We start from the raw sequence: 26,736 nt of genomic DNA, 5'->3' as shown, positions 1-26,736 counted from the left end.
GCCGAGCGTACAGCGCCCCACCGCCGCGTGCTGTCACGCGGCGGAAAGCTTGAGCAGCTCGGCCCCTTCGGTCACCTGGTCGCCGGGCGCGTAGAGCAGCTCCTGCACCACGCCGTCGGCAGGGGCAGCAATGGTGTGCTCCATCTTCATGGCTTCCATCACCGCCAAGGGTTGGCCCTTGGTGACGGCATCGCCTGCCTTCACCGCAAACGACACCACCTTGCCTGGCATGGGGGCCGTGAGGCGCCCGCCCTCGGCCGCCGTCTCGCCCCAGTGGGCCAGCAGGTCGATGGACGTGATCTGCGTGGCGCCCAGCGGGGTGAACACATGGTCCACCTCACCCTGCGGGTAGACGGCAGCGCGGGTGCGCTGGCCGGCGAATTGCAGTTCGATGCCGCTCGCCCGCGGCGCGAACACCAAAGGGCTGGTCACCATGGCCTCGCCACTGCCTACCGACAGGGTCAGGCTGCCGCCGCGCTCGTAAGTCAGCGATGCCTTGACGTGCTCGCCCGCAAACTCAAATTCAAAACGGCGTTGCACCACGCCATGCGTGTGGAAACCGTCGCGGCGGCTGAACGGGTCTGCGCCTTCGCTGGCGCGCTCGTGCAGCAGCGTTTGGGCCACAGCCGCCGCAGCAGCCAGCGGAAGGCCCACGGGTTCCTGGTGGAACAGCACGGCCTGCTCGCGCTGGATGAGGGCAGTGTCGAGCTTGGCCTGGGCAAACGAATCGGTGCGGGCCACGCGGCGCAGGAACTGCACGTTGGTCGCCAGGCCCACGATGTGGGTCTGCGCCAGGGCTTCATCCAGCCGCGCCAGAGCTTGCTCGCGCGTGTCGCCATGCACGATGAGCTTGGCCACCATGGAGTCGTAGAAGGGGCTGATCGCATCGCCCTGGCGCACGCCGGAATCGACGCGCACCGCGCCCCGCTCAAAGGTCACGCACTCGGGCAAGGCATACACATTTAGCGCGCCGGTGGCGGGCAGGAAGTTGTTGTCGGGGTTCTCGGCGCAGATGCGCGCCTCGATGGCGTGGCCAGTGATGCGCAGGTCTTCCTGCCTCAGCGGCAACGGCTCGCCCGAGGCCACGCGCAATTGCCACTCCACCAGGTCCAGGCCGGTGATGGCTTCGGTCACGGGGTGCTCCACCTGCAGGCGGGTGTTCATCTCCATGAAGTAGAACCTGGCCCCCACGGTCGCGCACTGCGTGTCGCTCCCTGCCCCCCGAGGGGGCCGCGTTTCGCCTTGGGGCGGCCCGGCGGCGAAACCTTCATCTGCACCTTCCAGCCCATAGCCTCCGGGCTGCTCGACGATGAACTCCACCGTGCCCGCGCCCACATAGTTCACGGCGCGGGCGGCAGCCACGGCGGCCTCGCCCATGCGGGCGCGCAGCTCGGGCGTCATGCCGGGGGCGGGGGCTTCTTCCAGCACCTTCTGGTGGCGGCGCTGCACCGAGCAATCGCGCTCAAACAGGTACACGCAGTTGCCGTGCGTGTCGCCAAACACCTGGATCTCGATGTGGCGCGGGCGCTGCACGTATTTCTCCACCAGCACCGCATCGTCGCCAAAACTGTTGATGGCTTCGCGCTTGCACGATTCGAGCGCCGCCGCAAAGTCCTCGGCCTTGTCCACGGCACGCATGCCCTTGCCACCACCACCGGCGCTGGCCTTGATGAGCACGGGGTAGCCAATGCGGTCGGCCTCGCGTTGCAGCAGCGCGGGGTCCTGGTCCGCACCGTGGTAGCCCGGCACCAGGGGCACCTGGGCTTGCTCCATCAGGCGCTTGGACTCGGCCTTCAGCCCCATCGCATTGATGGCGCTGGCGGGGGGGCCGATGAAGACCAGGCCCGCGCCGGCACAGGCCTTGGCAAAGTCTTCGTTCTCGCTCAGAAAGCCGTAGCCGGGGTGGATGGCCTGCGCGCCTGTGGCCTTGGCCGCGTCGATGATGCGCTCCCAGCGCAAGTAGCTGTCCTTGGGCGCGCTGCCGCCAATGTGCACGGCCTCATCGCACACGGCCACATGCTTGGCCTGTGCGTCGGCGTCGGAGTACACGGCGACGGTCTTCACGCCCAGACGCTTGGCCGTGGCAGCCACTCGGCAGGCGATCTCGCCGCGGTTAGCGATCAGGATCTTTTTAAACATTGCGCCCTCCTGCGGCGAGATCGCCTGCGCACGCTACGCGTGCCATACGATTTGTCGAAACGGTTGCTGAGCAACCGTTTTCACCGCGGTTTGCAATCAGAATCTTTTTGAACATTTAAGCCACCTTGGCAGAACCAGAAAAGAAAGAAGACAAGCGCCGCACCACGGCGCGCAAAAACTTGAACAGCACCACCAGCAGCAGCACTGACACGACCACCATCACCACCAGCGCCACACCAAACGCCACCGGGTACTGCGTGGCCAGCCACACCACGGCCACCACCAGGCCATCCTCAAAGAACGACAGCCCCCAGTTGGAAAACGGCTCGGGCGAGGTGTTCACCGCCGCGCGCGTAGTCATCTTGGTAGCCAGCGCGGTGGCTGAGAGCGAGCCCCCCAGCAACCCAGCCACCACAGCCATCGCAGCGTTGTCGGCGCCAAACACGCCGTAGGCCAGCGCCGCCCCTGCGGGCACGCGGATGAAGGCGTGCGCGGCATCCCAGGCGCTGTCCACCCAGGGCACCTTGTCGGCGAAGAATTCCACCACCAGCAGTGCGCCACTCACCATCAGCACCAGAGGGCTTTGCAGCACAGCAAGACCTGGTGGCAGGGGCATCCAGCCCAGCACGCCCATCATCCCCACCAGGAAGACCACTGCGTACAGCCGAAACCCACTGGCCCAGCCCAGCGCCGCCGCCAATGCCAGCAGGCTGGGCATGTCGAGCTGCGCGGTGGCGTTGGCCGCCGCATCACCCACAGCGCGCGCAGTGCCGCCATCGATATGCAGCCCCACGGTGTGGAGCCACTGCACGATGTGAAGCCAGAGGGTGTCCATGTCAGTAGCACTCCCCGGCACAGCGAAAGATGGTTGACCGTAACAACTGGCGCGCACCGGGCACAGGACGCCGAGCAAGGGCCGCCCCGCAGCGAGGGCGTCGTCCCCCTGCCCGCTGAGCGCAGCACAGCGAGAGCGGGGGGAAGGCGCGCAGCGCCTCAGGGGGGTGTCGGCTCATAACCAGGAGGGCTTGCGCTTGTTCAGGAACGACTGCACGCCTTCCTTGCCCTCGTCGCTGGCGCGGATGTCGGCGATGCCCTGCACGGTGGCGGCAATCAGCCCGGCATTGATCTCACGCTCGGCCACGTCGATCACCAGCTTCTTGCACACACGCACGGCGTTGGGGCTGGCCGTGGTGAGGACCTTGAGCAGTTCGTCCACCTTGGCATCCAGCTCATCGGCAGTCACCACCTCGTGCACAAAGCCGATGCGCAGCGCCTCGGCGGCGCCAAAACGCTCGGCCGTCAGAAAGTAGCGGTGCGCAGCACGCGCGCCCATGGCGCGGATCACGTAGGGGCTGATGGTGGCGGGGATGAGCCCCAGCTTCACCTCGCTCAGGCAAAAACCTGCGGTATCCACCGCCACGGCCATGTCGCACGCGGCCACCAGGCCCATGCCGCCGGCATACACGTCGCCCTGCACGCGGGCAATCGTGGGCTTGGGGCATTCATAGATCACGCGCAGCATCTCGGCCAGCTTGCCCGCGTCGGCGATGTTTTCGTCGCGCGTGTAGTCGGCCATGCGGCGCATCCAGTTCAGGTTGGCACCAGCACAGAATGCGGGGCCTTCGGCCGCCAGCACCACGGCGCGCACATCGGCGCGGCTGCCCACGTCCACAAAGGCGGCCGTGATCTCGGCAATGACTTCGTCGCTGAAGGCGTTGCGAATCTCCGGCTGCGTGAGCGTGATGCGCGCCACTGCGCCGGTCTGGTGGATGGAAAGGTTCTGGCTGCTCATGGCTTGGTCGGGTTTTGAAGGAAGTAGACGAAGTCCAGCTCGGGGCAAGGCTGGCCCAGCGCGGTCAATGCGGCAGTGATCTGGCCCCGGTGGTGTGTGCCGTGGTTGAACACATGCGCCAGCGTGGCCGCAAACGGCAGCGATGCCGCTGTGCCGCGCATGGTGGTGTAGTCGAGCGTGCCGTTCCAGCGGTCGGGCTTGAACGAGGCGATCAGCGGCGCCCAGCGGGCAGCGCCTTCGCGCAGGCGGGCATCGAGCTGCGCGCGGCCACTCTCCAGCTCGGCGTCCAGCGCCACCTGGGGTGAGATGCCTTCGGCAAAGCGCACGAACCACAGATGGTGCTCACCCACCAGCAGGTGGTTGAGCGTGCCGTGAATGCTTTTGAAGAACAGGCCCACATCGCGCCGATAGGCCTCTTCCGGCAGCGCCCGCACGGCATCGAGCACGCGCGCAGTGGCCCACACGTTGTAGCGCGCAAGCTGGGTGAAGTGGGCAACAGCGTCCATGGCAGCTCCAGGTTCTGGCTCTGGTGGGGTTACATCCGGAACAGGCCGAACTTGGTGTCTTCAATGGGCGCGTTGCGCGTGGCCGCCAGGCCCAGTGCCAGGACGCGGCGCGTGTCGGCGGGGTCGATCACGCCGTCGTCCCACAGGCGGGCCGTGGCGTAGTAGGGGTGGCCCTGGTCTTCGTACTGGCGGCGGATGGGGGCCTTGAAGGCTTCTTCTTCCTCCATGCTCCACTGCCCACCCTTGGCCTCGATGCCGTCGCGCTTCACCGTGGCCAGCACGCCCGCGGCCTGCTCGCCGCCCATCACGCTGATGCGCGCGTTAGGCCACATCCACAGGAAGCGGGGGCTGTACGCGCGGCCGCACATGCCGTAGTTGCCTGCGCCAAAGCTGCCGCCGATGATGATGGTGAACTTGGGCACACTCGCTGTGGCCACGGCCGTCACCATCTTGGCGCCGTTGCGGGCAATGCCTTCGTTTTCGTACTTGCGGCCCACCATGAAGCCGGTGATGTTCTGCAAGAACACCAGCGGGATCTTGCGCTGGCAGCACAGCTCGATGAAGTGCGCGCCCTTGAGGGCCGACTCGCTGAACAAAATGCCGTTGTTGGCGATGATGCCCACAGCCATCCCCTCGATGCGTGCAAAGCCGCAAACCAGCGTGGTGCCGTAGCGCGCCTTGAATTCGTCGAACTCGCTGCCATCGACGATGCGGGCAATGATCTCGCGCACATCAAACGGCTTGCGCGTGTCCACAGGGATCACGCCATACAGTTCTTCTGCTGCAAATTTAGGAGCTACCGGCGCTTGATCAGCAAACCCTGGAGCCTTGTTCTTATTCAAATTGCGCACCGCCGTGCGTGCCAGCTGCAGCGCATGCAGGTCGTTTTGCGCCAGGTGGTCGGCCACGCCCGAGAGGCGCGTGTGCACGTCGCCACCCCCTAAGTCTTCGGCACTCACCACTTCGCCCGTGGCGGCTTTGACCAGCGGCGGGCCGCCCAGGAAGATGGTGCCCTGGTTCTTCACGATGATGGACTCGTCGCTCATGGCGGGCACATACGCGCCGCCCGCAGTGCACGATCCCATCACCACGGCGATCTGGCTGATGCCCATGGCGCTCATGTTGGCCTGGTTGAAGAAGATGCGGCCGAAGTGGTCGCGGTCAGGGAACACCTCGTCCTGGTTGGGCAGGTTGGCGCCGCCCGAGTCCACCAGGTAGATGCAGGGCAGGTGGTTCTGCTGCGCCACCTCTTGGGCGCGCAGGTGCTTCTTGACGGTGAGCGGGTAGTAGGTGCCGCCCTTCACCGTGGCGTCGTTGCACACGATCATGCAGTCCACGCCGCTCACGCGGCCAATGCCTGCGATGAGCCCGGCGCAGGGTGCGTCGTTGTTGTACATGTTGAGCGCGGCCAGGGGCGCGAGTTCAAGGAACGGCGTGCCGGGGTCCAGCAGCATCTGCACGCGCTCACGCGGCAGCAGCTTGCCACGGGCGGTGTGCTTGGCGCGGGCGGCCCTACTTGCGTCTGTATCGCCGCCCTGGGCCACCTTGTCGAGCTGGGCGCGCAGGTCCTCCACCAGCGTGCGCATGGCTGCGGCGTTGGCCAGAAAATCCGCCGAGCGCGGGTTGAGTTGGGTGTCGAGTATGGTCATACGGTGTGGCTCTTCAAGCGGTCTTTGGTTCTTCCAGACCCAGCAGATCCTTCATCTCGTCGCGGATCTTGAACTTCTGGATCTTGCCCGTCACCATCATCGGAAAGCTGGTGACAAAGCGGATGTAGCGTGGCACCTTGTATTGCGCGATCTGGCCCTTGCAGAAAGCGAGGATGTCGACCTCCGCGGGACAAGGCGATTCGGCCCTGGTGCTCGCTCACCAGCGCCTCGCACCTGGGCTGGCGGGCCCCCATGTCGATCAAGAAGGTACCGATGGTTTGCTCGATAAGAGGAACGCCAGAGGCCCCACGGGTATCGCTGGCGAGTAGCTTCGGGGTGAAAGGATCGGACGGCGGGATCACGGCGTTTGTCTCCTTGGCTGACGGTCTGGGCGCGACGCAAGAGCCTGCTTTATTCATGACCGCAGGGATGCGCGAGTGCAGCGCACTCGGCGGAGCGGTCGCGGCCTGGCCCAAAAGCATACGCCGCAAAGCGCCCGCCATGGCACCCGATCAGGCCAGGCAGGTTGCATATTGCGCCACATCGCCAACCCACCCATCAGGCCAAAGTGTGCGACCACGGCATCGGTCCCAGTGCCACAACACCCTGGTCAGAAGGCCCCCTCGACACGAGCGGACTACCCCAATGTCAATGCACCACTCCACATGGTGCGGCACGGGGCCGTGGCACCGCCACAGCTGCGCAGGCGCTGCAGCATGGCGGCGCTGCAAAGCGGGCACAAATCACGCCAGTGGCGCTATGCCATGTTTGCAAGACAGGACAGCCTCAGAAAGGAGCCGTCTTGCGGTGGAGCCCCAGGGGCCGCCAGATCAATGCGGAGCGCACCCGCTGCGGCATACAAACGCTGGACAGACGGCCCCACAGCAGCTGACATGAGTCACAGCCCGTAGCAGCGCTTGAGGCCCGTGTACTCGTAGTAGCGGCTGCCAGTGGCGTAGCGCGCTGCGTCGCAAGCGGCAGGAAAGTCCACCTCTTGCTCGTTGAACAGCATCTTCACCAGCACCGTCCCCCGGCTGTCGCGCACCGCGTCCCACTGCACATTGGTGGCCATGGGCGAGACGTCTTCGCCGCGCCACGGGTTGTTGCCGTAGGTATAGGTTTGCGCGCGCGGCATGGGGGTGGACGCATTGCGCAGCCCCATACGTGCCACAAACGGAATCATCACCTCGGCATGGGTGAAGCGCAGCCGTGCCACGCGCTCCAGACGGCCCTGCGCAATCAGACCCACTTCGTCAAAGAAATCCTTGAACAGCGCCTGGGTAAATCGGGTGGTGACCCCACCGTATTCGGACGCAGAAGGCCCCTTGGCGTAAAAATCGTCAATGTCCTGCAGGTAGGCAAAAGTAGGCGCGTACTCGAATGGCATGTACACCCCAAAGTCCAGAGAGCCCGTCTCTTGCGCCATGCCAGGGGCAATGATGTACAGCTCATAAATCAAAGCGGCAGCGTCCACGATGCCCTGGATCTTGGTCTTGCCATCCCCCTTGAGGGTGTTGGTAAAGCGCCCGTCGGCACTCGAATAGGTGTGTGTGCCGTTGTTGGAGAAGGTGTACGTGCCTGCGTCCAGCTTGTCGATGAAGGCGCTGGTGAACAACCGCTCCAGCACCGCGCGCGCATGGCTGCGCACCTGCGGCGCGGCCCGCGCTGCAGCCACCTTGGCTGCGGCCTCGGCACCAAAACCGGCGGCATCCTTGGCGGATGCATAGCTTTGGTAGTCCAGGCTGGCCGCCAACACCGCTGCATTCACACTGGTGGCATCGGCCACAGCATCCCCCGAGGCCGACAGCTTGTGCGGATAGAGCTGGTAGCGGTTGACCACAGCGGGTGCAATGGAACCGGCCACAGCCGGAGCTGTACTGGCCAGCGATGCAGCAAAGAATTGAGAGCTGTCCACCGCCCGGTCTTGCCCCGAGTGCAAGACCTCGACCCGCCGGGACACGCCCTGGAAAGTCTGGCCAGAGAAAAGCTCCGGGTTACGCTGGGCCAGCCGCTCGGCCAGTTGGCGGTGTTCGGTCATGCCCACCTGGGTCAGATTGCCGTAGCCCGGCGTTCCAATGCCAGCCACACCCCAACCCAGCAGAAAATTAGCCCGCATGATCTTCTCGACATCGGGCCCCAGCTTCTGGCCCAAGGGAGTCAAAGCCCCGTCTGCCTGGGCGCGATTCCACAGATTCAGCACAGCATCGTCGTACTTCAGGCTGGACAGCCCCCGCGAGCCATGCCGCGCCACCAACTCGGTATACACCTTGGTAAAGCCGGAGGGCGGTGCCTCGTAGCTCGAAAGCGCCTGACGCGGCTGGTAGGCCGTCTTGGTGGCATAGGCCCCTGAAGGCGCAGCAACATCGCCCCCACCACCGCCGCAGGCAGCGAGAGCAAGGGTCACAAGCAGAACGGCCCAGCGCGGGGCAGCAGCAGCAAAGGTCATAGCAAGCGTAAAAATGAGAAGGTGGCGCAGACTACGCCCCGCGTGTGACAGCGCCGTGACGCCGTTGCGCGTCATCTCAGCCCCATATTCCCATTGCCCACGTGCACACGTGCCCACCCGGAACGCACCTCCGCCAGCGCGGGGCCAGGGGGCACAGAGGTTGCAAATGACGCCATGACTGGCACACTGGGCAGACTTATGCCCATGCCCCCACGCGCCCTGCCTTCTGCCGCAGCACCGTCCAAGCCGCCCTCCAGGTCACGCCGGGCGCTGCCCACGGCGCAGACCCACGCCCCCCCGATCACCAGCCCCATCGCTGCCACGCCCATGGCCTTTGTGCAAGCCATTGTCCTGGCGTATCAACAGCGCGGCCTGAGCCCCGAACGTGCCCTGGCCCAGGCACAGATTGCGCCACAGCTGCTGGCTGACGACAGCGCCCGCATCACCGCCTGGCAGATGGAACGCATCTCAGAAGCCGCCATGCGCGAGCTGGACGACGAAGCCCTGGGCTGGTTCAGCCGCCGCCTGCCCTGGGGCAGCTACGGCATGCTGGCGCGCGCCAGCATCAGCTCGCCCACGCTGCAGGTGGCCCTGGCCCGCTGGTGCCGCCACCACGGGTTGCTGGCGGACGACATTGCACTGCACCTCACCACCAGCGGCGACACCGCCACCCTGGCCATCACCGAGGCCCGCGACCTGGGCGCGCTGCGCGAGTTTTGCCTGGTGTCGGTGCTGCGCAATGCCCACGGCCTGGCCTGCTGGATGGTGGACTCGCGCATCCCCCTCATCGCTGCCGAATTTGCGTTTGATGCGCCGCCACATGCCGATGCGTACGCCGTGCTGTTCCGGGGCCCCGTCACCTTCAACGCCCCGCGCACCGCCATCCACTTTGACGCCCGCTACCTGCACCTGCCGCTGCGCCGCGACGAACAGGCCCTGCGCCAGATGCTGCAGCACGCCCTGCCCCTGACGGTGCTGCACTACCGCCGCGACCGCCTGCTGGTGCAGCGCGTGCGCCAGTTGCTGGCCGCGCCCCTGCCTGGGCAACCCGCGCACGCCCTGCCCCAGCACAGCGCCGAATCGCTGGCCGCGCTGTTGCACGTGTCGCCGCGCACCCTGCACCGGCAGCTGAAGGAAGAAGGCGCCACGCTGCAGGGCCTGAAAGACGAGGTGCGCCGCACCCGGGCGGTGGAGTTGCTGCACCGCACGCAACGCCCCATCAAGCAGGTGGCGGAGGCGGCGGGGTTTGAGAACGAGAAGAGTTTTATCCGCGCGTTTCGCGGGTGGACGGGGCAGTCGCCCGCCGAATTTCGCCGCCAAACCCACACGGCATGATTTGCCCCCAACGTGACGGGTCGCGTCACGCCACGGCATTGCAGCCTCACTACACTGGCCCTTGACTTCGACCTGCTTGCCATGCTCCACCTCCACCACTGCGTCAGCGCCCGCTCCTTCCGCCCCCTGTGGATGCTCGAAGAGCTGCAACTGCCCTAACTGCGGGCGGCTGTGGAGCAAGGCGTGCCCACCACCCCTGCGCCAGACACGCAGCCTTGAACACACGCCCCACCCCACCCGTTTTTACAGAGCGCAACATGTTCAAACAACTCATTGGCATCGCCGCACTGGCCCTGTCGTTCACCGCCGCAGCCCAGCAGCCACCCACGGTGGTGGACCTGCCCACGCGCCCTGGCGTCACCCAGCGCATGCTGGTGACCACCCCGCCAGAGCCCAAAGCCACCGTCATCCTGCTGGCGGGCGGACATGGCGGGTTGCAGATATTTCAGAACGGGTCGTTCAAATGGGGGGAAGGCAATTTCCTCGTCCGGTCGCGGCAACTGTTCGCCGACAAGGGGTTGATGGCGGTGGTGGTGGACGCGCCCTCGGATCGGCAGCGCGCACCGTTTCTCAACGGCTTTCGCCAAACGGAAGAGCACGCGGCCGATTTGAAAGCGACCATTGCCTGGGCAAGAGCCACCGCCAAAGTGCCCGTGTGGCTGGTGGGCACCAGCCGTGGCACGCAATCGGCCGCCTATGCAGCCACTGTGTTGCAAGGCGCAGACGCGCCGGATGGCGTGGTGTTGACGGCGACCATCCTGGCGGATGACAAACAGCGCCCGGTGCCCGCCATGCCGCTGGAGCACATCAAAGTGCCTGTGCTGGTGGTGCACCACCAGCAAGATGGTTGCTCTTACTGTGCGTACACCGAGATTCCCAACCTGATGGCCCAGCTGACCCACACACCCCGCAGCCACCTCATCACCGCCACGGGTGGCAAAAACCAGGGGGATGCCTGCGCGGCCTTTGCGCACCATGGCTTCAACGGCCTGGAGGCTGACGTGGTAGGGCAAATGGCCGACTGGATTCTGGCCCCGGCCCGGTAGGGATGTCCTGCATAACCCTCGCGAGTCGGTGGTAGTGCGGATCGGGATAGGCTGCAAGGCGTCTTTTTGCAGCCAATAGCCGGGCTATTGGCAAGAAAAGCAACGCAGCGGACTGCCCGAGGCCGCGCTATCACGGACCGCAGGGAGTTATGCAGGACATCCCTATGGATTCTCTGCGCACATCGTCCGGGGCGCGCCAAGCCCCATCCAGGCGGTGGCGCTATGCCAGCAACGCAGGCAGCAAAGCCATGTCGGCAATCACCTGCACGGCCCCGGCGGCGCGCAAAGCTTCGGGCGAGCTGTGGCCTACCGATGAAGGGCTGTAGCCCACCACCGTGGCCCCGGCAGCCACACCGGCGGTAACGCCGGTCACCGTGTCTTCCACCACCAAGCAGCGGGCGGGGTCTACCTTCAGCGCAGCAGCGGCGGCCAGGTAGACATCAGGCGCAGGCTTGGTGCGGGGCATTTCGTGGCCGCTGAAAACGCGGCCCCCAAAATAGCTGGCCAGGCCCACCTGGGCCAGTTGCATCTCCACCTTCTGCCGGTCTGCGCCCGAGGCGCAGGCGATGCGGCCACCGAGCAGCGCGTGCACGGCACGCACGGCATCCACCGCACCGGCGATGGGCTGCAGGCGCGCTTGCAGTTCGGCATTGCGGCGGGCGTAGAACTGGGCCATCCAGGCATCGGTGAGCGGCTGGCCGGTGTGCGCTTCAATGCGAGCGGCTTCGCTGCGCACGGTTTTGCCGATGAAGATCTCCATGCAGTCTTGCGCGCTGATGGCCCAGCCCGCTTCGTTGAGCATGGTGCACAGCACGCCGTTGGTGATGGGTTCGCTGTCGACCAGCACGCCATCGCAGTCGAACAATATTGCTTCAAATTTCATAGCTGGTAGCGCTTATCCAGCAAGCGCTGGAGGCCAATTTCATTAAAAATGGAAAAGTGATGGGAAGCCAGCTCAACGCACAGGGAGCATGTCGCCATCGACGTAGTACCAGCGCCCGCCTTCACGCACGAAGCGGCTGCGTTCGTGCAGGCGCACGGCGCGGCCGCCCAGGCGGTGGCGGGCGACGAACTCCACCTCGGCGTGGTCAGCGTCCTGCACCCAGTGGCCGCGCACTTCCAGGCCCAGCCATTGGGCGGCAGCGTCAAAGTCGAGCGACTCGGGGCGGTGGCTGGGGTGCCAGGTGGCCAGCAGGTAGTCGGCCCGCTCGCGCACAAAGGCGGTGTAGCGCGAACGCATGAGGAATTCGGCATCGGGCGCGGGCTGGGCGTCCCAGTGGTCGATAAAACGACCGCAGCAGTCGGCATAGGCCAGGGGCTTGGCCTTGGCGCCGGAGCCTTGCAGGCGGCCGCAGGGGCAGGCTGTGTTGGCAGGCGTGCGGCTCACCGAAGGGCCCCGAACACGCGCTCCAACACGGCGCTGCCTGCGCCTGCCGGGTTCTGGCGAATCTTGCGTTCTTCCTCGCCAATCATGAAGAACAAGCCGTCGAGCGTCTTGCCCGTGACGTAGCCCGCCAAGTTGCTTTCTTCGGGCTTGAGCAGGCCAAAGCTGGCCGCCTTGCCGGCAAAGGCGTTGTACTTCTGGGTGAGGCCCACGTTTTCTGTGGCCTTGTTCACCACGGGCAAAAAGCGCTCGGACAGCGGGGCGCGTGTCTTGGTCACAAAGAACTCGGTGACCGACGTATCGCCGCCTGTGAGAATGTTTTTGGCATCGGTCACGCTCATGGACTGCACGGCCTGGACCAGGATGTCCTTGCCCAGCGGCACGGCGGCTTCAGCGGCGCGGTTGATGGAGGTGACCAGTTCGTCGATGCGCTTGCCCTGGCCCATGGATTTCATGACCTTGGCGGCATCTTCCAGGTAGCCCGGAAGACCAATGCGCACCTTGGGGTTGCCCAGAAAGCCATCGGGGCGCCCCAGCAGCGCCACGGCTGCCTGCGCGCCCTGCGCCAGCGCCGCCTTGACGCCACGGCCGGCATCGGCGTTGGAAATATCGCCCAGCGACAGCGCCCAGGCGTGCTGATAGGCGGCGCACAGCAGCGCCCCGATGAGGCTGGTTTGGTGGAATTGGCGGCGTTGCATGGCGACTCTTTCGGTGACAGCGGCGGATGGTTCCCACGCGGCAGCGATTGCGCGGTGGGCTAGATGCAGCAGATTTTCGCTCAGGCTCACCTGTGTGCGCCACAGGCCGTAGACTGCGCCTGTCCAGCATCCAGGAAGGAGCCTTGCAATGTGGCAGATGAGCGTGCCGTGGTGGGAGTTTGTAGTGCGCGGCATCGTCGTGTACCTGTTCCTGCTGGTGTTCATGCGCCTCACGGCCAAGCGGCAGACGGGGCAGTACGAGCCGTTTGATTTGATCCTGCTGCTGATTCTGTCGAACGCGGTGCAAAACTCGATGAACGCGGGCGACAACTCGCTGGTGGGCGGATTGATTTCTGCCAGCACGCTGATGCTGTGCCATGCGGCACTGGCGCGGCTGGCGTTTCACTTTCCGCGCGTGGGCTACTGGGTGGATGGCAAGGCCCAGGTGCTGATTGACAAGGGTGAACTGAACCAGACGCTGATGCGCAAGGAGCTGCTGACCCGCGAAGACGTGGAGGCCGCGCTGCGCGCCGGTGGCTGCCTTTACGCGCACGAGGTGGAACGTGCCACCATCGAAACCAATGGACAAATTACCGTGGTGCTGCGGCCCGCGCACCGGCCACTGAACGCAACGTGACCGCGGCGCCCCCGCCCATCTCGGGCGCTTGGTGTTTTACAGGCGGGCGAGAAACGCCGCCAATGCAGCATTCACGGGCTCGGGGTGCGTGAGGTTGCTGGCATGCCCGGCGCCGGGCACCACCACCATGCTCGCGCGCGGCAGGCCGTCGGCCATGGCCTGAGCGCGTTGCAGATCAATGGCGTTGTCCAGTTCGCCATGCACCACTAGCGCCGGCACTGTGATGGCGCCCAGGCGGTCGCTGATGTCGTCGCGGCTGGCCAGGGTGGTAAAGCATTGCATCAGATTGGGCACGGTGAACCCGCGCCACTTTGCCTGCCACTGCGGGGCGCCTGCCCAGCCGTCGCCCAGGATGATGTGGGCTACCACCCCGGCAATCTCGTCCGACAGGCCGTTCTCCATCCAGGCTTTCATCAGCACCTCGTGGCCCACCATCTTTTCCGGCTGCTCCGGCAGGGCCTGTGTGTTGATGAGCACCAGCGCCCGCACCAGGTCGGGGTGGGTGAGCGCGCAGCGCAGCGACAGGTAGCCGCCCTGCGACATGCCCGCCAACACGGCCTGGCGCACGCCCAGGTGCGCCAGCAGCGCGGCCAGATCGTTGGCGGAATCGTAGTAAGTAAAGGGGTCGCAGCGCGCGAGGTCGGCCGTCTGCCCATGGCCCCGCTCGTCCCAGGTGATGCAGCGCCATGTGCTGCGAAGGGCCTCGACTTGCGGCGCGAACATGCTGCCATCCATCAGCAACCCGTGCGAAAACACGATGACCGGGCCTTCTCCGCCCGTGTCTTCGTAATACAACTTCTGGCCATTGACTTGCGCGAAAGGCATGCGGAGCTCCTGAAAAAAACAGGCCTCCATCCTTGAACAAGCCCGCCCGCACTGCAACCGGCGCAACCCGCGAAAGGCTGCGCACGAGTCACCCAGGCGTCAGCCCGCAGGTGCCGGCACGCGCACCACCCCGCAGTCGGCGGTGGCAAAAAATGAATGAAATTGGCGGCAAGCCCTTATCTGGAAGGCGCCATCAGCTATCAACTCAAGAGCAACATCAGGCCAGCGCGCGCTGGATGATGATCTTCTGCACGTCGCTGGTGCCTTCGTAGATCTGGCACACGCGCACGTCGCGGTAGATGCGCTCGACCGGAAAGTCGTTGACCACGCCATACCCGCCCAGCGTCTGGATGGCTGCGCTGCACACGCGCTCGGCCATCTCGCTGGCAAACAGCTTGGCCATAGCGGCTTCCTTCAGGCAGGGCTTGCCCGCATCACGCAGCGCGGCGGCGTGCCAGATCAGCTGGCGCGCTGCCTCGATCTGCGTGGCGCAGTCGGCCAGGCGAAAGCCCACGGCCTGGTGGTTGAAGATGGCGGTGCCGAAGCTCTGGCGGTCTTTGGAATACGCCAGCGCGGCATCGAACGCACTGCGCGCCATGCCCACGCTTTGGGCGGCGATGCCAATGCGGCCGCCTTCGAGCGCGCCCAGGGCGATCTTGTAGCCCTCGCCTTCGGCGCCAATCAGGTTCTCGGCCGGGATGCGGCAGTTGTCAAAGTTGATCTGCGCAGTGTCGCTGCTGTGCTGGCCCAGTTTGTCTTCAAGGCGCGCCACCACGTAGCCAGGGTTGCTGGTGGGCACGAGAAAAGCGCTCATGCCCTTCTTGCCCGCGCCCTTGTCGGTGACGGCGATGACGATGGCCACATGGCCGTTCTTGCCGCTGGTGATGAACTGCTTGACGCCGTTGATCACATATTCGTCGCCCTCTTTCACGGCCGTGGTGCGCAATGCAGAGGCATCAGACCCCACATGCGGCTCGGTCAGGCAGAACGCGCCCAGCATTTCGCCACGCGCCAGCGGGGTGAGCCAGTCGCGCTTTTGCTGCGCGTTGCCGTAGCGCATGAGGATGGCGTTGACCGGGCAGTTGGTCACGCTGATGGCGGTGCTGGTGCCGCCGTCACCGGCCGCGATTTCTTCCAGCACCAGGGCCAGCGTCACATAGTCCAAGTTGGCGCCGCCGAACTCTTCGGGCACGCAGATGCCGTAGGCACCCAGCGCGGCGAGGCCCTGGTGGGCCTCCTTGGGGAAGTGGTGTTCCTTGTCCCAGCGCGCAGCATGGGGCCACAGCTCGGTCTGGGCAAAGTCGCGCACCGCGTCGCGGATCATTTCCTGGTCTTGGGTCAGCAGCATGGGTTGTCTCCAGAGTTGTTGTTCGTGATGAAGGGGCCTTACCAGTGCGTGGCACGGCGGCCGTCGTGGTGCAGCAGGCGGCCTTTGTCAGCCGGTGTGACGCTGACCAGGGTGTTGCGCAGGCCACGCACGCTGTCTTGCACCGTCAGCGGCGCGGTGCCGCCGCCCATGTCGGTCTGCACCCAGCCGGGGTCGATGGTGACCAGCGTGGCGCCGGGGTAGTTGTGCTGCGCCGCCGCCACGGCCATGTTCAGCGCCGCCTTGCTGGTGCGGTACAGCCACGCGTCGCTGTTCGGCACGCTGCCGATTTGCGACATGGACGATGAGAGAAAGGCAAACACGCCCCCCGCATCGGCCACCAGCGGCGCCACTTGCGGAATGGTCTGCATGGCGCCCAGCACGTTGGTGTGCATGACAGCATCAAAGTCTTGCTGTGTGGGCGGGGTGAGCGCATTCGGGCGGCGGATGACGCCTGCCACATACATCGCCAGGTCCAGCTTTTCGCCGTCGAGCTGCCAGGCCAGGCCGCTGACGCTGGCGGGGTTGGCCACGTCCACAGTGAGCACGTCAGCGCCCAGGGCCTGCACGCGCTCGCGCCCCGCGTCGCCACGCACGGTGGCGATGACGCGGCGGCCGTCTTCGGTGTACTGGCGCACCAGCTCCAGCCCAATGCCGCGCGACGCACCGATGATGAGGATGGACTTCATGGCAGATATTTCAATCAAATAGGCCTCTAGCGCTTACCCAGAAAGCGCCAGAAGCTATTTTTTCAATAGCAAAGCACCCGATATACATGGCCAGGGCGAGGCTAGAACCTTCAGTGGAGCAGGTAGCCTGCGTACTCAAAGTAACCCGTCCAGGCCGGGTCGTAGCGCAGCTTCAGCTCCAGCGTGGCGGCTTCATCGCGCAGCAGCAGCGGGGCCAGCGTTTGCTTGGCAAGCTGCTCGTCGCTCACATAGAACAGCGCCTGGCGGCGGCCTGCGCGCGCCAGGGTCAGCGCGGCCACGCCCAGTTGCGGCAGTTGCAGCAAGGTGGCGGCCTGCTCTTGCAGGTTTTGCGCGGCGGCCAACGCAGCGCTGCCGGGCACTGCCAGGTCGAGCGTGAGTGCGTAGGGCAAATCGGCGCGCATGGCCACGGCGTTGGCAGCCAGGTTGACCGCGACCACGCCTTCGTCGCTGCCGCCGGTTTCGGCATCGCCCTCGGGGTCGTCCACGGGGTTGCCTTCGTCGTCCACGGCGCAGTTGAATTCCAGCTCCAGCCCTTCCCACTGCGGCTCGCCTTGCGGGAAGTGGCCGGTGTGGCCCAGGGTCTGGGTCCAGAAGGCGTCAAACACGGGGGGCAGCTGGCTCAGCGGCGTCCACGACACATCGGCGTCGTAGTCGTCTTCGCCCACAAAGTCCACCGCGCCCACTTTCACGGCGAAGTCGTATTCGCCCAGCACATGGTCCAGCATGATGAAGGTCATGTGCCGCGCGTGCTCGGCGAATTCAGCGGGGATGTCGCGGGCAAAGCGCAGTTCCAGCGCGGCCTGGCCGTTGTCGGGCTGCAGGGCCACCAGCACATCGGCGGTGGCCAGCTCAAAGCCATCCATGCCAATGGGGAAGTCAGGCTCGGCGGTGCGGGCGCGAAAGGCCACCACGCGGTGGTGCTGCAGCTTGGGGGCAGCGTCCACCAGTTGCGTGAGCAGCGGAAACTGCTCGATGCTGCCGTGCGCGGTGATGATGAGGTCCACCACGGCGTCCTCCGGGTGGCCCTGCAACTCCAGGGCCAGGCCCTTTACATGCGCCTCCAGCAGGGTGTTGGCCTGCTCTACCCGCTCGACCAGGGGCTGCGCGTGCAGTGCAGCCTCCTGCGCGGAAAAGTCAGCCCAGAAAGCGGCGATGGCGGGGGAAGCGGGGTGCATGCAGGGGTCCGGTAAAAAATGAAGGAGCCGTAGTATTTCAGAAGCCGGTGGTGCCGCCACCGGACCTGGCCGCGGGGCCAGGCCAACGGTGTTGCGGCACCCCGTCTGCGTCAGACCAGCTCGATGGCCATGGCCGTGGCTTCGCCACCGCCAATGCACAGCGTGGCCAGGCCCTTCTTCTTGCCACGGGCCTGCAGCGCGTGCAGCAGCGTGACGATGATGCGCGCACCGCTGGCGCCGATGGGGTGGCCCAGGGCGCAGGCGCCGCCGTTCACGTTCACCTTCTCGTGCGGCACCTTCAGGTCGGCCATCAGGGCCATGGGCACGACGGCGAAGGCTTCGTTAATTTCCCACAGGTCCACATCCTGAACAGACCAGCCCGCTTTCTTGAGGGCCTTTTGTGTGGCGCCGACGGGGGCAGTGGTGAACCACTCAGGCTCTTGCGCATGCGTGGCGTGGGAGACGATCTTGGCCAGGGGCTTGCAGCCCAGCTCTTGCGCGGTGGACTGGCGCATCAGCACCAGAGCAGCAGCGCCGTCGTTGATGCTGGAGCTGGCGGCGGCGGTGATGGTGCCGTCCTTCTTGAACGCGGGCTTGAGCGTGGGGATCTTGTCCAGGCGGATCTTCAGCGGGCCTTCGTCCTGCTCCACCGTGACTTCGCCCTTGCGGGTGCTGAAGGTGACGGGGGTGATCTCGGCCTTAAATGCTCCCGAATTGATAGCATCTTGCGCACGCTGGACGCTCGTCATGGCGAATTTATCTTGTTGTTCGCGGGTGAACTGGTACTTGGCGGCGCAGTCTTCGCCAAAGGTGCCCATGGAGCGGCCAGCTTCGTAAGCGTCTTCCAGGCCGTCGAGCATCATGTGGTCGAAGATCTTGTCGTGGCCCATGCGGTAGCCGCCACGGCCCTTCTTGAGCAGGTAGGGCGCGTTGGTCATGCTCTCCATGCCGCCGGACACCATCACGTCACGGCTACCGGCCACGAGCTGGTCGTGCGCGAGGATGGTGGCTTCCATGCCGGCGCCGCACATCTTGGACAGCGTCACCGCGCCGGTGCTGCGCGGCAGGCCACCCTTGAAGCCGGCCTGGCGTGCAGGCGCCTGGCCCTGGCCTGCCATCAGGCAGTTGCCGAACAGCACTTCGTCTACCTTCTCAGGGGCCACGCCGGCGCGCGCCACGGCGGCCTTGATGGCAGCGCCGCCCAGGTCGTGCGCAGCGAGGTCCGAGAAGTCGCCCTGGAACGCGCCCATGGGGGTGCGCGCCGCGCCGACGATGACGATGGGGTCTTGGTGGGGTGTAGGCATGGAAAGTCTCCTGAGTTGAAAGGGGGTGATGGGAAAAGGCGGCCTGTAGCTCAGGCAGGCGTGTGAACGAAGCGGCGCTCCTGGTGGTACGGAAACACATCCAGCAAGTGGCCAGCCTGGATGCGCTCTTTGTGCTCTTGCCAGAAGGCGGGGTCCAGCAGGTCTGCGTGGTGCTGCATGAACACATCACGCACTTGCGGGCTGCCCAGCAGGAAGGGGCCAAAGGTTTCAGGGAACACATCGCGTGGCCCCACGGTGTACCAAATCTCGCCGCTCAGCTCGTCTTCTTCGTTGCGGGGCGCGGGCACGCGGCGGAAGTTGCAGTCGGTGAGGTATTCAATCTCGTCGTAGTCGTAGAACACGACCTTGCCATGGCGGGTGATGCCAAAGTTCTTCCACAGCATGTCGCCCGGGAAGATGTTGGCGGCCACCATGTCCTTGATGGCGTTGCCGTATTCGATGACGCAGCGCTCGATCTGCTGGCGCGCATGGGCATCGTCCGGGCCGGCATCCAGCGCCTCTTGCAGGTAGATGTTGAGCGGGATCATGCGCCGCTCGATGTACAGGTGCTTGATGATGACTTCGGTCTGGCCATCACCATCGCGGTCGCTGATTTCGAGCTGGCTGGGGGCAAATTTTTCAATCTCGGCAATCAATTCGTCGCTGAAGCGATCGCGCGGGAAGGCGACTTCGCTGTATTCGAGCGTGTCGGCCATGCGTCCCACCCGGTCGTGCTGCTTGACGAGCATGTACTTGGCCTTCACCTGCTCGCGCGTGGTGTCCTTCTGCGCGGGGTAGAAGTCCTTGATCAGCTTGAACACATACGGGAAACTGGGCAGATCAAACACCAGCATGACCATGCCTTTGATGCCCGGCGCAATGCGGAACTGGTCGCTGGAATGCTTGAGGTGGTGCAAAAAGTCGCGGTAGAACAGGGTTTTGCCCTGCTTGGCCAGACCCAGGGCGTTGTAGATCTCGGCCCGCGGCTTGCGGGGCATGAGGCTGCGCAAAAACTGCACATAGGCGCTGGGCACTTCCATGTCCACCATGAAATAGGCGCGGGCAAAGCTGAAGAGGATCTGCAGGTCTTCCTCGCCAAACAGGGCTGCATCGATGGTGAGCTTGCCCTGGTGGTCGTGCAGGATGGGCAGGGCAAACGGCACTTCGGTAAAGCCGTTGATGATCTTGCCCACCAGGTAAGCACCCTTGTTGCGAAAGAACAGGCTGGTGAGTACCTGAATCTGGAAATTGGCGCGCAGCTTGACCTGATCCAGAGCTAGCCGATCCTGCACGGCAGCCAGCACATGGCGGGTGTCCCGCTCCAGGTGGGCAAACGCGCGCTGCAACTGGAAGTTCTCCACAATCGTGATCAGCGTCTGGTGCAGCGTCTCGCGCGTGGGGTAATAGGCCCGGAAGGTAGGCTTCGCCGCAGGCTCGTCGTTCTCGATGTACTCGGTGCTGACGGCGGGGCGCACGAAGATGAAATCGTTGTGGAAATGCGTGCGGTGCAGGATCTTGCAGGTGACCGAGTTGAAAAAGGTCTCTGCCAGTTCAGGCTGGTGGTGGTTGACGAGCAGCCCGATGTAGTGGAACTTGGCCTGGTGCCACACCTCCATGGGCTGGCTGCCTGCGCCAAACTCCTTCTCCAGCCGCCGCACGCATTCCTTCACCCGCAGGTCATAAAACTCGATGCGCTCGCGCTGCGCCCGCTGCTGGCCCAGCCAGTCAGCGGTTTCAAAACGGTGCTTGGCACGGGCCGATTCGGTGCGGAACAGGCGGTAATGGCGGTTAAAACCGTCCATCATCGCCTTGGCAATGGCATAGGCCAGCGGTGAGTCAAGCCGTTGGGGAAACATGGCTTCGCCGGTGGGAGCTGATCGCCGGGTAACCCTGGGCCTGCTCGGGTGTATTAACCCCGGCGCGTGGCGGCCACACCTGCGATGGCCGCGCGGTACAGAGCGTCCAGGCCTTCGGTGCTGTCTACCGTCATGTGCAGGTTGTTGATGAGCCCGTCCTTCAGGCCATAGCACCAACCGTGCAGCGTGACCTTCTGGCCTCGGCCCCAGGCGTCCAGCATCACCGTGGTCTGCGCGATGTTGACCACCTGTTCGATGGCGTTGAGTTCGCACAGCACATCATGGCGCCATTGCGGCTCCACCGAGGCGATCAAATCACGATGGCGATCACGCACGTCGGTCACGTGGCGAATCCAGTTGTCCGCCAGCCCCACGCGAATGCCTTCCAGCGCAGCCAGTACACCGCCGCAGCCGTAGTGACCCACCACCATCAGGTGTTCCACCTTGAGTTGATCCACCGCGTATTGAATGGTGGACAGGCAATTCAGATCCGTTGGCACCACCACGTTGGCCACGTTGCGGTGAACGAAGACCTCACCGGGTTCCAGCCCGGTGATCTGGTTGGCTGGCACCCGGCTGTCGGAACACCCTACCCACATGTACTTCGGCTTTTGCTGCGCCAGCAAGCTGGTGAAAAAGCCGGGCCGTTCACGCTCCATCTGAGCCGCCCAGGCGCGGTTGTGTACAAACAGGTCGTCGATGGATGTGGGCATGGTGTCCTCAGGTCAGGTTCAATGGTGGTCAGCAGGTTTCGGCAAACAGCTCGCGGCCAATCAGCATGCGGCGGATTTCGCTGGTACCGGCACCAATCTCGTACAGCTTGGCATCGCGCCAGAGGCGACCCAGGGGGTACTCGTTGATGTAGCCGTTGCCACCAAAAATCTGCACGCCCTCACCCGCCATCCAGGTGGCCTTTTCGGCGCACCACAAAATGACGCTGGCGCAGTCCTTGCGCACTTGGCGAACATGGTCCGTGCCTAGCATGTCCAGATTCTTGGCCACGGTGTAGGCGAACGAACGTCCGGCTTGCAGCACGGTGTACATGTCAGCGACCTTGCCCTGGATGAGCTGGAATTCACCAATGCTCTGGCCGAACTGTTTGCGGTCGTGAATATAGGGGATGACGTTGTCCATCACCGACTGCATGATGCCCAAAGGCCCGCCGGTCAGCACGGCACGCTCGTAGTCAAGGCCGCTCATGAGCACCTTGGCACCTTGGTTCACACCACCCAGCACATTGGCCGCTGGGACTTCCACGTTGTTGAACACCAGCTCGCCCGTGTGGCTGCCGCGCATGCCGAGCTTGTCGAGCTTTTGCGCAATGCTGAAGCCTGGCATGCCCTTTTCAATGAGGAATGCCGTCACGCCCCGCGCGCCCAATTCAGGCTCCGTCTTGGCGTAGACCACCAAAGTGTCAGCATCAGGGCCGTTGGTGATCCACATCTTGCTGCCGTTGAGCAAGTAGTAGCCACCCTTGTCTTCGGCCTTCAGCTTCATGCTGATCACGTCGGAGCCGGCGCCCGGCTCACTCATGGCCAAGGCGCCGACATGCTCACCGCTGATGAGCTTGGGCAGATACTTCTGCTTTTGGGCTTCGTTGCCGTTGCGGTTGATCTGGTTCACGCAGAGATTACTGTGAGCACCATAGGACAGCCCCACCGAAGCGCTGGCCCGAGAGATTTCCTCCATAGCCACCATGTGGGCCAGATAGCCCATCGCTGCGCCGCCGTACTGCTCGGGTACGGTAATGCCGAGCACACCCAAGTCACCCATGCGGCGCCAGAGATCCATAGGAAACTGGTCGGTCCGATCAATTTCTGCTGCACGAGGCGCAATTTCTGACTGGGCAAAGTCACGCACAGCATCGCGCAGGGCGTCGATGTCTTCGCCCAGTTGAAAGTTGAGGCCAGGAAGGTTGGATGGAAGGCTCATGGGTGTCTCCTTGTCAAAATGGATTGTTGTCAGTCGCGTAGCTGTTCTCGGCCCGATACCGCCATCAAGGTGCAGGCCATCGTGGCGACCAGCTTTTCTTGCTCGCCTTGCAAGGCAAAGGCGCGGCCTTCGCACACAGTGATCGTGCGCCCTGGTTTGAGCACACGTCCCTCCATGCGAAAGCGCTCCCCGGCAGAAGGCGCCAGCAAATTGATTTTGAATTCAATGGTGAGGACGGCAGCGTCTTCTGGCATCAAGGTCAAGCCGGCGTACCCGCAAGCGGAATCGAGCGCTGTGGCAACAACCCCTGCATGCAAAAAACCATGTTGTTGCGTCAGACCTTCGGCCCAGTCAAGAGCGATATCAACGACTCCAGGCTCAACCAACTGAAGGGAGGCTCCCAAGGTTGCCATCACCCCTTGCTTGCGAAAGCTCTCTTCCACTCGCGCTTTGTATGCGAGATGCTTGGGCTGAAAAGCGTTAGCTGTCATGGCGCCCCAAAAATTGACGTTTACGTAAACGTCAATTATGGATCATTTTTGCTTTTCTGACTTTGCCAGTAGGGTGCGCGCTTCTTTTTCGTGCTCTCGCACCTCTTCCAAGTTGGCCTGTAGATCGGCCAACTGCGCTTCCAGCTGCTTGCGGTGCACCGTCAATACATCCAGAAACTTGCGAAGCTGCACGCCGGTGTCTCGCGGGCTGTCGTACAGGTCAATGATTTCCTTGGCCTCAGTCAGGGAGAGGCCCAAGCGCTTGGCGCGCAGCGTCAGCCGCAGTCGGGTTCTATCTCGGGGGCTATAGATACGATTTCTCCCCCCCGCGCCCGTGCGCTCTGGCTGTAACAGCCCCATGTCCTCATAGAAGCGAATAGCCCGCGTTGTCAGATCAAACTCTTTGGCAAGATCGCCAATTGTGTATGTGGTCGCCATGAAAAAGGGAAGCCCAAAGGAAGTTCGAAAAAGACCGAATCCGCTATGACCTTTACGTCAACGTTAATCGTACAGCAATGACGGTACTGTGCTTCCTCGACTTCGGAGCTTGGGAAAAGCTCAGACCGAAGAAGACGAGAAACTAGGGGAGGAGGCACATGTGGGTACAGAGGCTCTGAGATCACGAACTGAAGGATATACAGACATCCGGAAGCGGACCCCCTAGGCGACAAAGCGATTCGACAGTCCAATAGCGCTTACCTTAACCAGCAAGGCGTGGAAGGCATTTGGGAAGGGAGAGCTGGTGGTGTTTAGCGAGGGCAGGAGGTTGGAGGTGTAGGCCGTGCCAAAGCCACCGAGCACAATCACAGCGCCATGAACCACGGGCTGTGCTGCCCGTTAACCTGCCGAGCAGTGTCACCCTTTGTATTCTTTGGCCCCCAAAGCAAAACGCCCCTGTACTCGAATGAGCACAGGGGCGTTTTGGGCTGTAAGAGCCTGACGATGACCTACTTTCACACGGGAACCCGCACTATCATCGGCGCAAAGTCGTTTCACTGTCCTGTTCGGGATGGGAAGGAGTGGTACCAACTTGCTATGGTCATCAGGCATAACTTGGTGCTAAGCAGTCTTGGGACTGCTCGGCGAATTCATAGAGTTTGGAATCAGGTTTTTGTATTTGACTGCGTCTAACTTGGCATAACAGACTTTGAGCTTTTGCACTGAAGTGCATTGGCTATCAAAGTTATAGGGTCAAGCCGCACGAGCAATTAGTACTGGTTAGCTTAACGCATTACTGCGCTTCCACACCCAGCCTATCAACGTCCTGGTCTTGAACGACTCTTTAGGGGGCTCAAGGCCCCGGCAGATCTCATCTTGAAACGAGTTTCCCGCTTAGATGCTTTCAGCGGTTATCTCTTCCACACTTAGCTACTCGGCAATGCCACTGGCGTGACAACCGATACACCAGAGGTGTGTCCACTCCGGTCCTCTCGTACTAGGAGCAGGCTTCCTCAAATCTGCAGCGCCCACGGAAGATAGGGACCAAACTGTCTCACGACGTTTTAAACCCAGCTCACGTACCTCTTTAAATGGCGAACAGCCATACCCTTGGGACCGGCTACAGCCCCAGGATGAGATGAGCCGACATCGAGGTGCCAAACACCGCCGTCGATATGAACTCTTGGGCGGTATCAGCCTGTTATCCCCAGAGTACCTTTTATCCGTTGAGCGATGGCCCTTCCATACAGAACCACCGGATCACTATGTCCTGCTTTCGCATCTGCTCGACTTGTCAGTCTCGCAGTTAAGCACGCTTATGCCATTGCACTATCGTCACGATGTCCGACCGTAACTAGCGTACCTTCGAACTCCTCCGTTACGCTTTGGGAGGAGACCGCCCCAGTCAAACTGCCTACCATGCACTGTCCCCGATCCAGATAATGGACCTAGGTTAGAACCTCAAACACACCAGGGTGGTATTTCAACGTTGGCTCCATGAGAACTAGCGTCCTCACTTCAAAGCCTCCCACCTATCCTACACAGATCTGTTCAAAGTCCAATACAAAGCTACAGTAAAGGTTCATGGGGTCTTTCCGTCTTTCCGCGGGGAGATTGCATCATCACAAACATTTCAACTTCGCTGAGTCTCAGGAGGAGACAGTGTGGCCATCGTTACGCCATTCGTGCAGGTCGGAACTTACCCGACAAGGAATTTCGCTACCTTAGGACCGTTATAGTTACGGCCGCCGTTTACTGGGACTTCAATCAAGAGCTTGCACCCCATCATTTAATCTTCCAGCACCGGGCAGGCGTCACACCCTATACGTCCACTTTCGTGTTTGCAGAGTGCTGTGTTTTTATTAAACAGTCGCAGCCACCGATTTTTTGCAACCCCTTTGGGCTCCCTCCGTACGAGTTCACCTACTTGGGGCATACCTTCTCCCGAAGTTACGGTATCAATTTGCCGAGTTCCTTCTCCTGAGTTCTCTCAAGCGCCTTAGAATACTCATCTCGCGCACCAGTGTCGGTTTGCGGTACGGTCGTCAATAGCTGAAGCTTAGTGGCTTTTCCTGGAAGCAGGGTATCACTCACTTCGTCTGCAAGCAGACTCGTTATCACCCCTCATCTAAGCCCGGCGGATTTGCCTACCAGGCACGACTACAGGCTTGAACCAACATATCCAACAGTTGGCTGAGCTAACCTTCTCCGTCCCCACATCGCACTATTGATCGGTACAGGAATATTGACCTGTTTCCCATCAGCTACGCATCTCTGCCTCGCCTTAGGGGCCGACTCACTCTACGCCGATGAACGTTGCGTAGAAAACCTTGCGCTTACGGCGAGGGGGCTTTTCACCCCCTTTAACGCTACTCATGTCAGCATTCGCACTTCTGATACCTCCAGCATCCGTTACCAGACACCTTCACAGGCCTACAGAACGCTCTCCTACCACGTGCAATAAATTGCACATCCGCAGCTTCGGTAACTGGCTTAGCCCCGTTACATCTTCCGCGCAGGACGACTCGATCAGTGAGCTATTACGCTTTCTTTAAATGATGGCTGCTTCTAAGCCAACATCCTGACTGTTTTAGCCTTCCCACTTCGTTTCCCACTTAGCCAATTTTAGGGACCTTAGCTGGCGGTCTGGGTTGTTTCCCTCTTGAGTCCGGACGTTAGCACCCGGTGCTCTGTCTCCCAAGCTGTACTCTGCGGTATTCGGAGTTTGCATAGGTTTGGTAAGTCGCCATGACCCCCTAGCCTAAACAGTGCTCTACCCCCGCAGGTAATACTTGAGGCACTACCTAAATAGTTTTCGGAGAGAACCAGCTATTTCCAAGTTTGTTTAGCCTTTCACCCCTATCCACAGCTCATCCCCTAGTTTTGCAACACTAGTGGGTTCGGACCTCCAGTACCTGTTACGGCACCTTCATCCTGGCCATGGATAGATCACTTGGTTTCGGGTCTACACCCAGCGACTGATTCGCCCTATTCGGACTCGATTTCT

The 26,736-nt window shown here is 63.0% G+C and carries 22 protein-coding genes, 2 rRNA genes and 1 pseudogene (1 of these 25 cut by a window edge); 3 read left to right on the top strand and 22 right to left on the bottom strand.

Going from position 1 to position 26,736, the window contains the following annotated elements; translation table 11 throughout:
* Positions 1-33: 33 nt before the first annotated feature.
* The 7 genes and pseudogenes from PQV96_RS03355 to PQV96_RS03325 all read right to left on the bottom strand — a co-directional run bounded on the left by PQV96_RS03355 (position 34) and on the right by PQV96_RS03325 (position 8,532).
* Positions 34-2,139: an acetyl/propionyl/methylcrotonyl-CoA carboxylase subunit alpha gene (locus PQV96_RS03355; RefSeq protein WP_273624554.1), complete on the bottom strand. Its 2,106-nt coding sequence runs from the start codon at positions 2,137-2,139 to the stop codon at positions 34-36.
* Between the two features lie 115 nt (positions 2,140-2,254).
* Positions 2,255-2,974, bottom strand: a complete 720-nt coding sequence (locus PQV96_RS03350; RefSeq protein WP_273624553.1) for a DUF4126 domain-containing protein — start codon at positions 2,972-2,974, stop codon at positions 2,255-2,257.
* Positions 2,975-3,148: 174 nt separating this feature from the next.
* Positions 3,149-3,931, bottom strand: a complete 783-nt coding sequence (locus tag PQV96_RS03345; RefSeq protein ID WP_273624552.1) for an enoyl-CoA hydratase/isomerase family protein — start codon at positions 3,929-3,931, stop codon at positions 3,149-3,151.
* Entirely contained in the window at positions 3,928-4,437 is a 510-nt protein-coding gene (locus tag PQV96_RS03340) for a DinB family protein (RefSeq protein WP_273624550.1), read from the bottom strand. Before PQV96_RS03340 ends, PQV96_RS03345 begins: the two co-directional genes overlap by 4 nt.
* 29 nt (positions 4,438-4,466) lie before the next feature.
* Entirely contained in the window at positions 4,467-6,086 is a 1,620-nt protein-coding gene (locus PQV96_RS03335; RefSeq protein WP_207375313.1) for a carboxyl transferase domain-containing protein, read from the bottom strand.
* 13 nt (positions 6,087-6,099) lie between these two features.
* Positions 6,100-6,276 (bottom strand): annotated as a pseudogene (locus PQV96_RS03330) (AMP-binding protein); the annotation flags it as partial.
* Between the two features lie 708 nt (positions 6,277-6,984).
* Positions 6,985-8,532: a histidine-type phosphatase gene (locus PQV96_RS03325; RefSeq protein WP_207375312.1), complete on the bottom strand. Its 1,548-nt coding sequence runs from the start codon at positions 8,530-8,532 to the stop codon at positions 6,985-6,987.
* 327 nt (positions 8,533-8,859) lie between these two features.
* Here PQV96_RS03325 and PQV96_RS03320 point away from each other — a divergent pair, with 327 nt between their 5' ends.
* Complete coding sequence (locus PQV96_RS03320) at positions 8,860-9,867, top strand: AraC family transcriptional regulator (protein WP_207375319.1); 1,008 nt, start codon at positions 8,860-8,862, stop codon at positions 9,865-9,867.
* A 257-nt stretch (positions 9,868-10,124) separates the two neighbouring features.
* Positions 10,125-10,913 carry an alpha/beta hydrolase gene (locus tag PQV96_RS03310; protein WP_207375311.1) on the top strand — a complete coding sequence of 263 codons (789 nt, stop codon included), beginning with the start codon at positions 10,125-10,127 and terminating at the stop codon, positions 10,911-10,913.
* A gap of 220 nt (positions 10,914-11,133) precedes the next feature.
* Here PQV96_RS03310 and PQV96_RS03305 read toward each other — a convergent pair whose 3' ends face one another.
* From PQV96_RS03305 to PQV96_RS03295, 3 genes are all read right to left on the bottom strand, one after another.
* A complete protein-coding gene (locus PQV96_RS03305) occupies positions 11,134-11,796 on the bottom strand; it encodes an HAD family hydrolase (protein WP_066690823.1) in 663 nt (220 codons plus the stop codon).
* Between the two features lie 72 nt (positions 11,797-11,868).
* Complete coding sequence (locus PQV96_RS03300; protein ID WP_207375288.1) at positions 11,869-12,300, bottom strand: YchJ family protein; 432 nt, start codon at positions 12,298-12,300, stop codon at positions 11,869-11,871.
* Positions 12,297-12,995, bottom strand: coding sequence for a DUF4197 domain-containing protein (locus PQV96_RS03295; protein ID WP_066690829.1), 699 nt, complete (start codon positions 12,993-12,995; stop codon positions 12,297-12,299). Before PQV96_RS03295 ends, PQV96_RS03300 begins: the two co-directional genes overlap by 4 nt.
* Before the next feature lie 148 nt (positions 12,996-13,143).
* Between PQV96_RS03295 and PQV96_RS03290 the strand changes: the two genes are divergently transcribed.
* Positions 13,144-13,632 carry a DUF421 domain-containing protein gene (locus PQV96_RS03290; RefSeq protein WP_273624545.1) on the top strand — a complete coding sequence of 163 codons (489 nt, stop codon included), beginning with the start codon at positions 13,144-13,146 and terminating at the stop codon, positions 13,630-13,632.
* 36 nt (positions 13,633-13,668) lie between these two features.
* Here the strand turns inward: PQV96_RS03290 and PQV96_RS03285 are convergent, their stop codons facing one another.
* The 12 genes from PQV96_RS03285 to PQV96_RS03230 all read right to left on the bottom strand — a co-directional run.
* The gene (locus tag PQV96_RS03285; RefSeq protein WP_066694884.1) at positions 13,669-14,457 is read right to left on the bottom strand and encodes an alpha/beta fold hydrolase; all 789 of its coding nucleotides are present in this window, start codon (positions 14,455-14,457) and stop codon (positions 13,669-13,671) included.
* A gap of 217 nt (positions 14,458-14,674) precedes the next feature.
* Positions 14,675-15,805 (bottom strand): acyl-CoA dehydrogenase family protein, encoded by a 1,131-nt coding sequence (locus PQV96_RS03280; protein ID WP_273624544.1) that lies wholly within the window; start codon positions 15,803-15,805, stop codon positions 14,675-14,677.
* A gap of 38 nt (positions 15,806-15,843) precedes the next feature.
* Complete coding sequence (locus PQV96_RS03275) at positions 15,844-16,512, bottom strand: SDR family oxidoreductase (RefSeq protein WP_273624543.1); 669 nt, start codon at positions 16,510-16,512, stop codon at positions 15,844-15,846.
* Between the two features lie 110 nt (positions 16,513-16,622).
* Positions 16,623-17,708, bottom strand: a complete 1,086-nt coding sequence (locus PQV96_RS03270; RefSeq protein WP_273624542.1) for a DUF695 domain-containing protein — start codon at positions 17,706-17,708, stop codon at positions 16,623-16,625.
* Between the two features lie 110 nt (positions 17,709-17,818).
* Positions 17,819-19,012 (bottom strand): acetyl-CoA C-acyltransferase, encoded by a 1,194-nt coding sequence (locus PQV96_RS03265; protein ID WP_207375282.1) that lies wholly within the window; start codon positions 19,010-19,012, stop codon positions 17,819-17,821.
* A gap of 50 nt (positions 19,013-19,062) precedes the next feature.
* A complete protein-coding gene (aceK, locus tag PQV96_RS03260; RefSeq protein WP_273624541.1) occupies positions 19,063-20,868 on the bottom strand; it encodes a bifunctional isocitrate dehydrogenase kinase/phosphatase in 1,806 nt (601 codons plus the stop codon).
* A 53-nt stretch (positions 20,869-20,921) separates the two neighbouring features.
* Positions 20,922-21,581 carry a carbonate dehydratase gene (can, locus tag PQV96_RS03255; protein WP_066690647.1) on the bottom strand — a complete coding sequence of 220 codons (660 nt, stop codon included), beginning with the start codon at positions 21,579-21,581 and terminating at the stop codon, positions 20,922-20,924.
* A 28-nt stretch (positions 21,582-21,609) separates the two neighbouring features.
* On the bottom strand, positions 21,610-22,800 hold the full coding sequence (locus PQV96_RS03250; RefSeq protein ID WP_066690655.1) for an isovaleryl-CoA dehydrogenase: 1,191 nt from the start codon (positions 22,798-22,800) through the stop codon (positions 21,610-21,612).
* A 29-nt stretch (positions 22,801-22,829) separates the two neighbouring features.
* Positions 22,830-23,291, bottom strand: coding sequence for a PaaI family thioesterase (locus PQV96_RS03245; protein ID WP_066690665.1), 462 nt, complete (start codon positions 23,289-23,291; stop codon positions 22,830-22,832).
* A 42-nt stretch (positions 23,292-23,333) separates the two neighbouring features.
* Positions 23,334-23,729, bottom strand: a complete 396-nt coding sequence (locus PQV96_RS03240) for a MerR family transcriptional regulator (protein ID WP_044396927.1) — start codon at positions 23,727-23,729, stop codon at positions 23,334-23,336.
* A gap of 496 nt (positions 23,730-24,225) precedes the next feature.
* A 5S ribosomal RNA gene (rrf, locus tag PQV96_RS03235) occupies positions 24,226-24,338 on the bottom strand.
* Between the two features lie 140 nt (positions 24,339-24,478).
* Positions 24,479-26,736, bottom strand: a 23S ribosomal RNA gene (locus tag PQV96_RS03230); it runs 621 nt beyond the window's last position.

The organism is Acidovorax temperans (genome assembly GCF_028596105.1).
Classification (GTDB): Bacteria; Pseudomonadota; Gammaproteobacteria; order Burkholderiales; family Burkholderiaceae_C; genus Acidovorax; species Acidovorax temperans.
The sequence above is the reverse complement of the archived record's forward strand: the minus strand, read 5'-3'. Positions and strand labels throughout refer to the sequence as shown.

Bases quoted from the DNA above. Each gene is read 5' to 3' on its own strand.
- PQV96_RS03310 (WP_207375311.1), top strand. From the start codon at position 10,125: ATGTTCAAACAACTCATTGGCATCGCCGCACTGGCCCTGTCGTTCACC.
- PQV96_RS03275 (WP_273624543.1), bottom strand. From the start codon at position 16,512: ATGAAGTCCATCCTCATCATCGGTGCGTCGCGCGGCATTGGGCTGGAG.
- aceK (WP_273624541.1), bottom strand. From the start codon at position 20,868: ATGTTTCCCCAACGGCTTGACTCACCGCTGGCCTATGCCATTGCCAAG.
- PQV96_RS03320 (WP_207375319.1), top strand. From the start codon at position 8,860: ATGGCCTTTGTGCAAGCCATTGTCCTGGCGTATCAACAGCGCGGCCTG.
- PQV96_RS03295 (WP_066690829.1), bottom strand. From the start codon at position 12,995: ATGCAACGCCGCCAATTCCACCAAACCAGCCTCATCGGGGCGCTGCTG.
- PQV96_RS03240 (WP_044396927.1), bottom strand. From the start codon at position 23,729: ATGGCGACCACATACACAATTGGCGATCTTGCCAAAGAGTTTGATCTG.
- PQV96_RS03335 (WP_207375313.1), bottom strand. From the start codon at position 6,086: ATGACCATACTCGACACCCAACTCAACCCGCGCTCGGCGGATTTTCTG.
- PQV96_RS03270 (WP_273624542.1), bottom strand. From the start codon at position 17,708: ATGCACCCCGCTTCCCCCGCCATCGCCGCTTTCTGGGCTGACTTTTCC.
- PQV96_RS03350 (WP_273624553.1), bottom strand. From the start codon at position 2,974: ATGGACACCCTCTGGCTTCACATCGTGCAGTGGCTCCACACCGTGGGG.
- PQV96_RS03285 (WP_066694884.1), bottom strand. From the start codon at position 14,457: ATGCCTTTCGCGCAAGTCAATGGCCAGAAGTTGTATTACGAAGACACG.
- PQV96_RS03290 (WP_273624545.1), top strand. From the start codon at position 13,144: ATGTGGCAGATGAGCGTGCCGTGGTGGGAGTTTGTAGTGCGCGGCATC.
- PQV96_RS03280 (WP_273624544.1), bottom strand. From the start codon at position 15,805: ATGCTGCTGACCCAAGACCAGGAAATGATCCGCGACGCGGTGCGCGAC.
- PQV96_RS03340 (WP_273624550.1), bottom strand. From the start codon at position 4,437: ATGGACGCTGTTGCCCACTTCACCCAGCTTGCGCGCTACAACGTGTGG.
- PQV96_RS03305 (WP_066690823.1), bottom strand. From the start codon at position 11,796: ATGAAATTTGAAGCAATATTGTTCGACTGCGATGGCGTGCTGGTCGAC.
- PQV96_RS03265 (WP_207375282.1), bottom strand. From the start codon at position 19,012: ATGCCTACACCCCACCAAGACCCCATCGTCATCGTCGGCGCGGCGCGC.
- PQV96_RS03325 (WP_207375312.1), bottom strand. From the start codon at position 8,532: ATGACCTTTGCTGCTGCTGCCCCGCGCTGGGCCGTTCTGCTTGTGACC.
- PQV96_RS03245 (WP_066690665.1), bottom strand. From the start codon at position 23,291: ATGACAGCTAACGCTTTTCAGCCCAAGCATCTCGCATACAAAGCGCGA.
- PQV96_RS03355 (WP_273624554.1), bottom strand. From the start codon at position 2,139: ATGTTTAAAAAGATCCTGATCGCTAACCGCGGCGAGATCGCCTGCCGA.
- PQV96_RS03250 (WP_066690655.1), bottom strand. From the start codon at position 22,800: ATGAGCCTTCCATCCAACCTTCCTGGCCTCAACTTTCAACTGGGCGAA.
- PQV96_RS03345 (WP_273624552.1), bottom strand. From the start codon at position 3,931: ATGAGCAGCCAGAACCTTTCCATCCACCAGACCGGCGCAGTGGCGCGC.
- can (WP_066690647.1), bottom strand. From the start codon at position 21,581: ATGCCCACATCCATCGACGACCTGTTTGTACACAACCGCGCCTGGGCG.